The sequence below is a fragment of the Paenibacillus sp. FSL R10-2736 genome, from assembly GCF_038000245.1.
GTDB lineage: Bacteria > Bacillota > Bacilli > Paenibacillales > Paenibacillaceae > Paenibacillus_AQ > Paenibacillus_AQ phytohabitans.
Map to the genome: position 1 here is coordinate 1,623,271 of NZ_JBBOBN010000001.1, position 12,328 is coordinate 1,635,598.

Below are 12,328 nucleotides of genomic sequence, written 5' to 3' on the forward strand. Positions count from 1 at the left end.
TGTCAGACCTCCATTCCACTCAGCTTACCGGCATGCCAGCATCTGACCAGGGTATCGCCGCCCGGCAGCGCGGCAAGCTCAGGCATAACGGTCCGGCACTTGTCGTCCGCATAGGAGCAGCGCGGCGCGAACCGGCAGCCTTGCGGAATCTGATCAAGGGAGGGGACACTTCCCGGCACGGCAGCCAGCTCTTGTGAGCGGTCTCCGTCCAGACGGGGAACCGATTGCATCAGCCCGATCGTGTAAGGATGAAGAGGCTTCTCGAACAGGGTACGGACGTCGCCGCTCTCGACCACCTGGCCAAGGTACATGACGACGACCCGGCTGCATGCTTCGGCCACGACGCCGAGGTCATGGGTGATGAGCATGACGCTCATGCCCATCCTGCGGTTAAGGTCTAAGATCAGCTCCAGAATCTGCGCTTGAATGGTTACGTCCAGTGCAGTCGTCGGCTCATCGGCAATGAGCAGCTGCGGCTCGCAGGCAAGAGCGATGGCAATCATGACGCGTTGGCGCATGCCGCCTGAGAGCTGATGGGGATATTCGCGTGCTCTCCGTTCGGGAGCAGGAATACCGGTTAGCCGCAGCAGCCCGATGGCCTTCGTCCAGGCTTCTTTTTTGCCAATGGGCCGGTGCAGCCGCAGCGTCTCGACGATCTGCTCTCCAATGGTGTGAACCGGATTCAGAGAGCTGAGCGGGTCCTGAAAGATCATAGAAATTTCATTGCCGCGGACACTGCGCATCTGTTTAGGGGTGAGCTTAAGCAGATCAATGCCGTTGTAGCGAATCTCCCCTTCGTATTCTGCGAGCCTTTTCTCGTCGAATAGCCGCAGTACGGACTGGGCAGTGGCGCTTTTGCCGCACCCGGATTCCCCAACGATTCCTACGACCTCTCCTTTGCCCACCTCGAACGATACCCCGTCCACTGCGGGTACCCGGCCGCGTTCCGTATGGAGCTGAGTCTTAAGCTCCCTAATCTGCAGAAGCGGCTTATCCGCCGCAGCGGAACCCGCTTGAAACGGAACGGGACGCTGTTTCAGCGGTTGAACCAAGCGTTTGGTCAACGAACGACGGGCATGGGGATCGAGCAGATCCCGGAGGCCGTCGCCGAACAGGTTCATCGCGAGCACGACGAGGACAAGCGCAAGGCCGGGAAAGAGGGTCATCCATGACGAGTTGTAAATATACAGCTTGCCGTCCGACAGCAGGTTCCCGAGACTTGGCGTAGGAGCGGGAATGCCTGCACCAAGGAAGCTGAGCGCCGCCTCCACGATAATTGCCTCGGCAAAGATGAAGGAGCCTTGAACAATAAGCGTGGACAGTGAGCCGGGCAGGATATGCTTCCAGATAATCCGGTTGTGTGACGCGCCCAAGGTATGCATGGCTTCAATATAGGTCGTCTCCTTGGCAGTCAGCACCGAGGAACGGACGATGCGGGCAATGGAAGGGACGAAGACGATGATCAGGCAGAGGATCAGATTGCCGACGCTCGGCCCTAGCGCGGCCATCATTGCTATCGCCAGCAGCACGGCCGGAAAAGCGAATAGACCATCCATCACGCGCATCAGAATCTGATCCAGCCATTTGAAATAGCCGGCGTACAGGCCGATGACGAGACCGATTGCCGACGAACCAAGCGCGACCGCGAAGCCGACTTCGGCCGACATCCGCGTTCCGTATACGACCCGCGTCAGCAGGTCGCGGCCAAAATTGTCCGTACCGAACGGATATACGGCGCTTGGAGCCTTAAGACGGTTGACGACGTCGATGGCGTAGGGATCGCGGCTTGCGATCCAGGGCGCGAACAGCGAAACGGCAGCGACCAGTGCAATGAGCACACTGCCGGTAACCGCGGCTTTGTTGACCAAGAATCTCCGCACGAACAGTTTGCGGTTCTCCCGCTTCAGGCGGAGCCTGCGGGCAGCCAATTCATCCGCCTTTATCTCCAATAGGGGCATTAGCAATAGTTCTCCTTTCCCTCCGTTATTTGAGTCTGACCCTCGGATCGACGATCGTGCAGAGCAGATCCACGACGAGATTGACCATTACATAAGCGAAGGCGACGAACAGGATAACCCCTTGGATAACCGCGTAATCCCTTCGCTGTACCGAGTTGACAAGCAATTGTCCCATACCGGGGATATTAAAAATGGATTCAATGACGGCTGCACCGGCAAGCAGAGCGCCAAATGATCCGCCAATCACCGTCAATATCGGCAGCAGCGCGTTGCGCAGGACGTGACGGTATACGATGCCCTGCTCGCTGACGCCTTTGGCAAGCGCCGTTTTGACGAAGCCTTCGTTCAGCACTTCAAGCATCGAGGAGCGGGTAACTCTTGCCAGCAAGGCGGCTTGGACAATGCCGAGCGAGAGGGCCGGCAGGATCAGATACTTCAGGTGTGTTATCAGGCCGTCAGAGAGCGGCTTGTAGCCGGACACGGGAAGCCACTTAAGCTGTACGGAAAAAAGCAGCACCGTGAACATGCTGAGTACGAACCCGGGAACCGTGATCCCAAACAGCGAAAATCCTGTCAACGCCTTGTCCGTAAGCTCTCCTCTTCTGGAGGCCGCACGAACACCGAGGGGAACCGCGATGACGATGGCGACAAGCTCTGCCAGCAATGCAAGCGAGAAGGTCGGGCCCAGATGCTCGGCCAGTGCTGTGCGGACCGGCTGCCTCATGAAGAAGGAGTCGCCAAGCTCGCCTTGCAGCGTATGTCCGATCCACCGCAGATATTGCGGGAGAAGAGGCAGGTTCAGACCCATTTGCTCCCGCAGCGCCTCAATCGTTTCCGGACTGGCGCCATCGCCAAGCATGACGGCAGCCGGATCACCGGGAATCAGATAGATGATGAGGAAGACGATCACGGACAGGACGAAGAGTACAGGAATCATGGCCAGCAGCCGTCTTGTGATGTAAAATGCCAAGAATGGCGCCTCCTTCCAGGCGGGTAATGAAGGACAAGGGCCGCATGCAATCCCTGGGGGATTCATGCGGCTCCTGTTTGCTTTATTGGGACAGTTTCGTATTGGCCAGGTTTGGATAACCTGCCAGCGTGGTCAATCCTGTCAGCTTGTCACGTGTTGCGCTCTGGGAGTAGGTGTCACCGATCTTGACGGCGGCGAGATATTCCCACTCGTATTGCTGCAGCGCATCGTTGGCTGTCTTGATCTCCTCCGGTGTGGAGGCTGCGGTCAGCTGCTTGGTCAGCTCAGCGAGCTTAGCATCTTCAGCGAAGCCGTAGGTCGGATTCAGGTAGAGCAGCTGGGACGGGGTGGACGGCATGGTGAACAGTCCAACATAGATATCCCAGGCGTTCGGGTCAGCGCGTTTTTTCAGCAGGGTTGCGAAGTCGTTGATATCCAGCTTGGTCTTCACACCGATGGCTTCCAGTTCCTTCTGGAGGACGATTGTTGCGTTATAGAAGGAGCCGCCGAGCTCTTTGGTCGTAAGCAGGGTTACTTCCTGGCCGCTGTAGCCGGCTTCTTGAAGCAGCTGCTTCGCCTTATCCGGATTCTTCTGATTATAGTTCTCCTTGCCGGCTTCGCTGTACCAGGTCGTATTCTCCGGATACATGTAGCTAGGGTTAAGGCGGTACAAGTCCGGAGAATTCACTGTTCCAAGCAGAATCTCGTCGGCGTCCAGCACGGCGGCTACCGCTTCGCGGTATTTGACGTTCGAGAACAGCGGAGACTTCTTATTGAACACAAGGTTGATATCCGATCCGAGGTTCTTGTTCACCGTCACACCTGCAAGGCCTTCAACCTGCGGCAGATTGTCCAGTGTAACATCAACGTAATCGTAAGTGCCTGCGAGGAACGAAGAGAAGCGTGTCGCGCTGTCTGTGACGATATCGAAATAGATATCCTGGAGATAGGCTTCTTTCTTGCCGGAGAGCCCGGAAGAAGGGGTGTCGACGGATTGATAGTCATCGAACTTCGCAACATGTACGTACTGGTCCTGCTTCCATTCGACGAGCTTGAACGGACCGGTACCAATGTATTCCTTCACGCCGTCCGGACCGGCTGCCTCTACGACTTCCTTAGGCAAGATTGCGGCATTGTTAAGCACATGGCTTAATTGAGAGATAATGTCGTTGCGGGGCTCGCTCAGTGCAAGCCCGACGGTGTAATCATCTTGTATCGTAAACTCTGATTCTCCCAGCGAAGCTTGCGCACGGCCGGTCAGTGACTTCCAGCGGTTGAGGGAAGCGGTGACATCCTCTGCCTTCAGCTCTTTGCCGTTGTGGAACTTGACACCCTGGCGCAGATGGAAGGTATACGTCTTGCCGTCCTCGCTCAGGTCGTAGGATTCGGCCAGCATCGGAACCGGATTGAAGTTGGCATCGAAGGCAAACAGCCCTTCAAAAATATTCAGCGTTACATACACATTGGTATTAAGCGACAAGTGCGGGTCCAGCGTCGGCACCTGCTGGGCGAGCGGGAAGCGCAGCTCTGACGCCAGGTTCTCCGGGGCCGGCTCAGCCGTTCCGGGAGCGTTGGCATCCGCGCCTGAAGCTGCATTGTTATTGCCGTTGCCCGAAGAGCAGCCATATACGGCGAGCAGCGAGACAAGCAGCAGTACTAGAATGGAATGGCGGTATAGCTTATTCATCTGGTTTCTCCCCTTAGTCTTTTATCTAAACTTTATTAATCCAATTAGTATAATCGGATTTAATATATTAAAATTAAATATATATGATTTTATTAAAGATGTATATTGAATCCTTTTAATGGATGCGATCAATAAAACTAAAGTCTGAGGGGATTACGGCTAGGAATCCCAGTCCAGCAGCTTGTCCGCCGCCCGTACGAACAACCGGACACCGGTTTCCAGTGCGGTTTCATCGAAAGTGAATTTCGGGTGGTGATGGGGGAATACAATGCCTTTATCCGGATTGCCGGCGCCGATGTTGACGAACGTGCCGGGTACCTTCTGCTGATAGGCGGAGAAATCCTCACCGCTCATGCCTGGAGGTGTATGGATGACGGCATTCTGCCCGACCAGCTCACCCGCAGCTTCTTCAAGGATCCGGGTGAGCGCTTCATCATTAACGACAGGCTCATAGCCGAGGACGTAATCGAATTCGAACTCAGCGCCATGCGCCGCCGTAATGCCCTGCACAATGCGCAGTAATTGTTCACGCGCATCCCGGCGGACCTGCTCTCCAAAGCTGCGGACCGTGCCTTTGAGAATGGCCGTGTCCGGTATGACATTGTGAGATGCCCCGGCAGTGAACTGAGTCACAGAGACAACTAACCGGTCCAGGGGATTCGTGTAGCGGGAGACAATATGCTGTACGTTCGCCACGATCTGGGCGCCGACCGCGATGGTGTCGACAGCCCGGTGGGGGAAGCCGGCATGGCCGCCGTAGCCTTTGATGACAATGGTGAAATTGTCCGGTGAAGCGGCCATATCGCCGTAGGCTATGCCAATCTGCCCGACCGGCAGCTGGGAGGCCAGGTGTTCGCCGAAGACCCAATCCACGCCGTCCATCACCCCCGCCCCGACCAGCTCAATGGCACCGCCCGGCGGCAGCTCCTCGGCATGCTGGAAGATGAAGCGGATTTCGCCGTGCAGCTTGTCCCGCCGCTCTGTAAGCAGCCGGGCCGCAGCCAGCAGCATGGCTGTATGGCCATCATGGCCACATGCGTGCATGACGCCCGGTTTGCCCGAAGCGAACTCGAATTCGTTCTCCTCCAGAATCGGCAGGGCATCCATATCTGCACGCAGAGCAAGAATCTTGCCCGGCTTGGCGCCGGTCAGCCGTGCGACGACGCTGGTCGGCGTCGGGTGGCTGAGCTCAAGGCCGCCGAAGCCTGTCAGTGTGTCAGTAACGAAGCGGGCGGTGTTCTCCTCCTGGAAGGAGAGCTCGGGATGGCGGTGGAGATGCCGCCGCCACGCAACGAGCTGCTCCGCCAGACCCTCCGGCCATTCTTCCCGGTTATTCGTTTGCCCTGTCATAGGAACCACCCCTCTCTGTCTGATGCGTATACTGCCTATTCTCTCTCATAGGCCTGCAGTGCGTTTACGCGGTGGGCCATTGCGGAACCGGCTTTGAGCACCGTGGCCACAAGGGTTGTCTCGGCCAGCTCTTCCAGGGTAATGCCCGCCTCCTTGGCGCGGCGGGTGAAGATTTCGATGGAATACGCGCTGCCCTCGACGAGCGCGGCTCCGACCGCAATCAGCAGCTTCTCTTTCTCCGGGATACTTCCGCCGCGCAGTGAAATCTGCAGGAATTCGTGGAACCCGTTGTAAAGGTCCCCGTTCACGTCCTCAAGCTTGTCAGCCAGTTCAATATTGGAGAGCGGGAAGAGATCGGCATCCGTGCTGCCTTGGAACGCCTTCAGCGCGTTCGAAGCGTTGAAGAAGGCGGAGTGGGCTTTGACGGCAGCGGCAACAGTCACCGATTCGAAGATTTCCTCGAAGGTGGTTTGCTCGGACTTGGACTTGCCGATGTGGGCTTCGATGCAGTAAGGGCATCCGGTGATATGTGATACGGCAACTGCAATCAGCTCCTTAGTCTTCACACTCAGCACTCCGGCTGCCAGAGCCTGCTTGTTGAATTCACCAAATGCCTTGAAGCCTTCGGGAGAGTATGCGAACAGCTTGGCGGAGAAACTTGGGGTGTGGCGGGTGTACAGGCTATTGTTGCTTTCCGGAACTGAGCTGCTTGGGTTATTCATAATAGAGGCCTCACTTTTTATGATATTTTTTAATTCATTGTAATCCGCTTGGATTATTTAACGGCTTGTCTGCTATAATAGGGGAAAAGAAACGAGTTGTATAATTGAAATATATAAAGCTTCGGTTTATAAATAGTAAATCGTTGTGATTGGGAGGTGTGACGCGCTTGGAAATTCGACTTATCAAAACCTTTCAAACCATCGTGAAGCTTGGCAATTTTCAACGGGCGGCGGAGGCGCTGCAGTACTCACAGCCCACCATTACGATTCAGATCAAAAAACTGGAGGAAGAGCTTGGTGTCAAGCTGTTTGAGCGGGGCAAGACCATTACACTGACGACGGCGGGCCGCCTGTTCCATGAGAGAGCAGGGTCGCTGCTGCAGGAATACGATGATCTGAACGTCGCGCTGGTAGATTTCATTCAGGGGGAGACCGGCCTTATCCGTGTCGGCGCTTCTGAGCCGTCGGCCAGCAAACGCCTGCCTGACATCCTGGCATCCTTCACCCGGCAGAAGACGAAGGTGCAGACCAAGGTGACGATCGGTACAACGAAAGAGCTTGCCGGCATGCTGCTGGAGGACAGGCTTGACCTGGTCTTGTGCAACCAGCCCGATCCGCACCTGGAGCTGGAGTTCTACCCGCTGCTCAAGGAGACCTTCAAGCTGATCGTACCTGATGATCATCCGCTGGCCGGGCGGGAGGACCTTCATCTTAAAGACCTGAAGGATGAGAAATTCCTGTTCACCCCCGGCTCCTGCGCCTTCCGCATCCGGATTGAAGAGATGATTACCAAGCATATAGGCAAGCTGCGCCAGAGCAGTATAGAAGTAGCGGGCATTACCGTGATCAAATACTTCGTCCAATCGAAGCTGGGTATTGCGCTTGCGCCGGAAGTGGCGGTAATGCCGCCCATCCCGGGTACAGTGGTGAAGGATGTAGCCGATCTGATGGAGGGGCCGTCTCTTGGAATTCTGACCCGCCGTAATCAGGCTTCCATGAGCCGGATCAGCCAAGGGCTGGTGGAGGAGATCAAACGGATGTATGCCTGAAACAGCTTTGCCCCGGGCGGGTGCAATCATTGCATTCGCCCGGGGCTTTTCTGCGAAAAGGGGCGGACTTTACTATTTCTAATTGCCGGATTCACTTCTTTCTATTGTACAATCGCCTTGGCATCGGATATCCTCTGTACTTATAGATATTCATATTCTATTAACAAACGGATCATAGAGCAGGAAGGAATGAGTTCTCAGGTGAAAAAAATCCATTTAGGCATCTTCGATATCAACACGCTGAATCAGATGACTCAGGGCTTGTGGGCACATCCGGATAATCAGTCCTACCGGTATAAGGAGCTGAATTTCTGGATTGAGCTGGCCCAGCTGCTGGAGCGGGGGTTGTTCGACTTCATGTTCTTTGCCGATTCGTACGGCTATCCCAATCATAAGAGGGAGCTCACCTACCGGGAGGCGGTGTATGCGCCAGCCAACGACCCGATGCTCCTGATCCCCGCGCTGGCAGCGGCGACTAAACATCTGGCCTTCGTGACTACGGCATCTCCCGTCTATGAGCTGCCTTTCCCGAACGCCCGCCGGTTCTCGACACTGGATCATCTCACCAATGGCCGGATCGGCTGGAACGTGGTTGCCACGGGAGGGATCAGCGGGGCGGAGGCCTTCGGCCGAAGCGGTATTCTGCCGCATGATGAGCGCTATGAGCAGGCGGAGGAGTTCATGGAAGTCAGCTACAAGCTGCTGGAGGGCAGCTGGGAAGAGGATGCTGTCACCGGTGACAAGCTCAGCCGCCGCTATGCCGATTCTTCCAAGGTGCATATCGTCAAGCATGAAGGGCGTTACTTCCAGATGACCGCAGCCCACTCAAGCGAACCGTCGGTTCAGCGGACACCGGTTCTCTTCCAGGCGGGCAGCTCGGACCGTGGACGCGATTTCGCAGCCAAACATGCGGAAGGCGTCTTCCTCAAAGCCCCTACCGTCGAGGCACTGCGCGCACAAGTGCAGGATATCCGCCGGCGGGCGGCAGCCTATGGGAGAGGTCCGGAGCAGATCAAGATCTTCACCGGCTTGTCCGCCGTCGTCGGACGGACGAAGGAGGAAGCGCAGCGGAAGCTGGAATCCTACCGGAGTTATGCCAGCAAGGAAGCGGCACTGCTCACCTATGAGACCTCGACGGGCATCGACCTTACAGCCCTTGACCCTGATGCGCCGTTCACCAATTTGCAGACAGAGCAAGGCCGTACCCATACGGAAAGATACACGAAGCACAGCGGCTTCATTCCTACGGTGCAGGACGTCATCGACAACTTTTCGGCCAAGGAATTCCGGGGAATTACTGTCGCGGGCACAGCAGAAGAGATCGCGGACCAAATGCAGTATTGGGTGGAGGAGACGGGAGTGGACGGCTTCAACTTAGAACGTTACGTCCTGCCCGGAGGATACCGCGACTTCATCGAGCAGGTTGTGCCTGTGCTGCAGCAGCGGGGGATATTCCGGGAGCGGTATGAGGAAACGACACTCCGCGAGCGGCTGTTTGGAAAGGGAGCCACGCGCCTGGCGGATACACATCCGGGAGCAGCCTTCCGTAGGCTGGAGGAATAGAGCTTAGCATTGAACAAGAGCCATGAAGGAGAGGCCGTCCGGTTATTTTAATACGGCAAACGGCTCTGCGTGAATTTCTATATACAGATATAAATGTTACTTGATTTGAATATCAGGCCCAGACCTTATAGGTTTGGGCTTTTTAAGATTAAGCGTACCCAGATGTGTGTTGTTACGTTCCGTGTTGTGCCTGTGAATTGAAAAAAGAGCACGTTTTTTTTGAAGTATTGCTTAGGCAGAAACAATAGAATGGAATTATGACGAAAGGATACTGGAGTTTTAGGGGGAGAACGGGTGTTTAATCTCAGTCAGGCCATACCATTGGAAGATAGAGCGAACGATCTGATAACGGTGGGCGAACTGCTAGTTGATATGATCTCCAACGATTACGGCGGGGCTTCAGAAGGTGGCGGATATACCAGATATTTTGGCGGGTCGCCTTCCAATATTGCCATTAATGTCAAGAAGCTGGGCATCCGGTCGCAGGTTGCTTCGGCCGTGGGGAGAGACAGTCTCGGGACGTTTCTGGTAAATGAATTGCAAAGTGCAGGAATGAATACAAGCGGGGTCCAGCGGGTGGACGAATCTACCAGCATGGTAGTGATCACGAAGAGTAAGGAGACGCCCGTTATGCTTAACAGTTTTTCGTGCAGAACAATAGGGATCGACTTGTAATATTGTAGGATTTTATAACGATAAAAAAATCCGCGTGAATCATGGATTATTCCTTTCACTCTATCCTCTGATATAGGATAGGAAACAGAGGGGCCGATTAATGAGGCAGCTTCAAATGTTTGATTGTTAAAAATACTAATAAGGATGAATTTTTCAAGAATGCCGACTTCTTAATTAATGGAAATTCATATGGCTTACTCGCATAGAAATTCAATTGCGCAAATAATTTTTGTTTTTGGTTCTCGTAAAGAGGATTAAAAAACGGATGATTTGAGGATTCATATACTATTTTTCCGTTTATCGGGGCGCTCCCGGAGCAAGTGATTGATCAGCATGGAAAAGTGGATGGAATCATAAATAATGCAGGTATTATTCATCCGTTTTTGAAAGTCAATGAATTGGAATACGATAAAATCAAGTTAGTTATGGATATCAATTTTTATGGGACACTTTATATGGTAAAATCATTTCTTCCTTATCTGTTGAAAAGACCAGTTGCGCATATTGCCAATGTATCCAGTATGGGAGGATTTCTTCCGGTCCCCGGTCAAACCATTTATGGCGCATCCAAGGCTGCTGTGAAACTTTTGACAGAGGGTCTTCGGGCTGAACTTAAAGATACAAATGTGAAAGTAACCCTTGTTTTTCCTGGAGGAGTAAGCACAAACAATTATGATAAATTCCGGATTGGATGTTGCAGATAATAAGGAGATAAGTAAGGAACAATTTTCCCGATTGTTAACGCCTAAAGAAGTTGCCAAAATTATTGTGAAAGGAATTGAAAATGACCAGATTCGAGTTTTGGCGGGCAAGGATTCCAAAATAATGGATAAACTCTATCGTTTGAGTCCTAGAAGAGCGTCAGATCTTATTGCTGATAAAATGAAGGATTTGATCTAGGAGAAGCTCAGCGTTCCCATTTACAGTGAAATGGAAAAGAGATTGCTACTTTAGTGCAATACTTTATATAAGCTTATGTTTGTAAACCCTATTAACCATTTCTGAAGATACAAACATGATGCTAAAAAGTAGAAGCAAGATAATGGGTACCATAAACATACCAAATTGGCTTGCAATAAACCCCATTAATAAAGGTATCAATGTAGAACCTGTATAAGCACTTGCCATTTCAAGTCCAATTACACTCGAAGAAGCTTTTTCCCCAAACCGTTCCGGTGTGGCATGAACAATACTCGGATAGATTGGCGCTCCACCTAGTCCCACAATGAGCAATGCTCCTGCAGCAACCCAATGTGGAACCGGTAAAATAAGAATTAGAAGTCCGACACAGCCAATTAACCCACCGTATCGTATCAGCCTTTTACTGGATAACTTAGTCGAGAGAAATCCGGAAAAAATCCGTCCTATAATGATTCCAATATAAAACAGGGAAGAAAAGGCCGCTGCTGTGCCAGGAGTAATTCCTTTGCTTTCAATAAAAAAGGATGCCATCCATAGACCAGCGGCTGTTTCCGAACCATTGTAACAAAGCATGGAGACCATGGACATTCGCACACCCCTGATTCGTAAGGCTTCTCTGTTACTGATGAGTGTCTTCTCGTCTCCTTCTTCTATCTTACCGTTCTCAAAAACCTTCCATAAAGACATCGATCCCAATAATATTAGTACTATGATAGTAAGTACTATCCCTATAGCAAGGTATCCCATGCGCCAGTTATTTCCATTATCCAGTGAAAATGACATTACAATAGGTCCCGTCATTGCTCCAATCCCCCAGAAACAATGCAACCAGCTCATATGCCTGGCCTTAAAATGTAGCGCTACATAGTTACTTAATGCTGCATCTACAGAACCAGCACCTAATCCCAAAGGAATCGCCAGAAGTATAAAGAATAAGAACTCGTTTGAGAAGTAAAATCCGAATAAGGAAATCGTTGTTAATAGAATGCTGAACAATGTTACCTTTCCAGTGCCAAGCCTATGCAACAATCTGCTTGCAAATAAACTGGATACAACCGTACAGAATGAAACCGTTAACGATATATAACCTGCCATTTCTGTTGTGGCACCAATATCAAGTTTCATAATAGACCATGCACTTCCAAGCAAGGCGTCAGGCAATCCGAGACCTATGAATGCCAGGTAAATAATAATCAGCAATAACGTAACCATCTCTAATCTCTCCTCAATTTGTATACACTTTGCAATAGCATTATAACAATATAAATCTATCTTAAATAGCAATAATAAATTAATAAATAACACTATTTTGATGTCCTCGTAAGGGTAAGAGCCTTTATCTAGGAGCAGCGAGCTTTGAATAGCAAGAACAAACGAGTCTGAAGACAGAGGGGTTCGTGGAGAAAGCAATTTCATGAAAATGGATGATTGAC

At 52.3% G+C, this 12,328-nt stretch carries 11 protein-coding genes and 1 pseudogene; 5 read left to right on the forward strand and 7 right to left on the reverse strand.

Annotated features, from left to right (window positions below; all coding sequences use genetic code 11):
* Positions 1-2: 2 nt before the first annotated feature.
* From NSQ73_RS06965 to NSQ73_RS06990, 6 genes and pseudogenes are all read right to left on the reverse strand, one after another.
* Complete coding sequence (locus tag NSQ73_RS06965) at positions 3-1,040, reverse strand: ABC transporter ATP-binding protein (protein ID WP_340989217.1); 1,038 nt, start codon at positions 1,038-1,040, stop codon at positions 3-5.
* A 42-nt stretch (positions 1,041-1,082) separates the two neighbouring features.
* Positions 1,083-1,958, reverse strand: a pseudogene (locus NSQ73_RS06970) (ABC transporter permease); the annotation flags it as partial.
* A 25-nt stretch (positions 1,959-1,983) separates the two neighbouring features.
* A complete protein-coding gene (locus tag NSQ73_RS06975) occupies positions 1,984-2,928 on the reverse strand; it encodes an ABC transporter permease (RefSeq protein WP_340985869.1) in 945 nt (314 codons plus the stop codon).
* 82 nt (positions 2,929-3,010) lie between these two features.
* Entirely contained in the window at positions 3,011-4,615 is a 1,605-nt protein-coding gene (locus NSQ73_RS06980; protein ID WP_340985870.1) for an ABC transporter substrate-binding protein, read from the reverse strand.
* 159 nt (positions 4,616-4,774) lie between these two features.
* Positions 4,775-5,965, reverse strand: coding sequence for an amidohydrolase (locus tag NSQ73_RS06985; protein WP_340985871.1), 1,191 nt, complete (start codon positions 5,963-5,965; stop codon positions 4,775-4,777).
* Positions 5,966-6,000: 35 nt separating this feature from the next.
* Positions 6,001-6,687 (reverse strand): carboxymuconolactone decarboxylase family protein, encoded by a 687-nt coding sequence (locus tag NSQ73_RS06990; protein ID WP_340985873.1) that lies wholly within the window; start codon positions 6,685-6,687, stop codon positions 6,001-6,003.
* A 167-nt stretch (positions 6,688-6,854) separates the two neighbouring features.
* Here NSQ73_RS06990 and NSQ73_RS06995 point away from each other — a divergent pair, with 167 nt between their 5' ends.
* The 5 genes from NSQ73_RS06995 to NSQ73_RS07015 all read left to right on the forward strand — a co-directional run bounded on the left by NSQ73_RS06995 (position 6,855) and on the right by NSQ73_RS07015 (position 10,874).
* On the forward strand, positions 6,855-7,736 hold the full coding sequence (locus tag NSQ73_RS06995; protein WP_039293497.1) for a LysR family transcriptional regulator: 882 nt from the start codon (positions 6,855-6,857) through the stop codon (positions 7,734-7,736).
* A 189-nt stretch (positions 7,737-7,925) separates the two neighbouring features.
* Positions 7,926-9,299: an LLM class flavin-dependent oxidoreductase gene (locus tag NSQ73_RS07000; protein ID WP_340985875.1), complete on the forward strand. Its 1,374-nt coding sequence runs from the start codon at positions 7,926-7,928 to the stop codon at positions 9,297-9,299.
* 294 nt (positions 9,300-9,593) lie between these two features.
* The gene (locus NSQ73_RS07005; protein ID WP_340985876.1) at positions 9,594-9,974 is read left to right on the forward strand and encodes a carbohydrate kinase family protein; all 381 of its coding nucleotides are present in this window, start codon (positions 9,594-9,596) and stop codon (positions 9,972-9,974) included.
* 299 nt (positions 9,975-10,273) lie between these two features.
* Entirely contained in the window at positions 10,274-10,678 is a 405-nt protein-coding gene (locus tag NSQ73_RS07010; RefSeq protein ID WP_340989218.1) for an SDR family NAD(P)-dependent oxidoreductase, read from the forward strand.
* Complete coding sequence (locus tag NSQ73_RS07015) at positions 10,662-10,874, forward strand: hypothetical protein (RefSeq protein ID WP_340985877.1); 213 nt, start codon at positions 10,662-10,664, stop codon at positions 10,872-10,874. The genes NSQ73_RS07010 and NSQ73_RS07015 overlap by 17 nt, the downstream gene beginning before the upstream one ends.
* 63 nt (positions 10,875-10,937) lie before the next feature.
* On the opposite strand, the gene NSQ73_RS07020 is transcribed toward NSQ73_RS07015, so the two are convergent.
* A complete protein-coding gene (locus tag NSQ73_RS07020) occupies positions 10,938-12,107 on the reverse strand; it encodes an MFS transporter (protein WP_340985878.1) in 1,170 nt (389 codons plus the stop codon).
* Between the last annotated feature and the right edge of the window lie 221 nt (positions 12,108-12,328).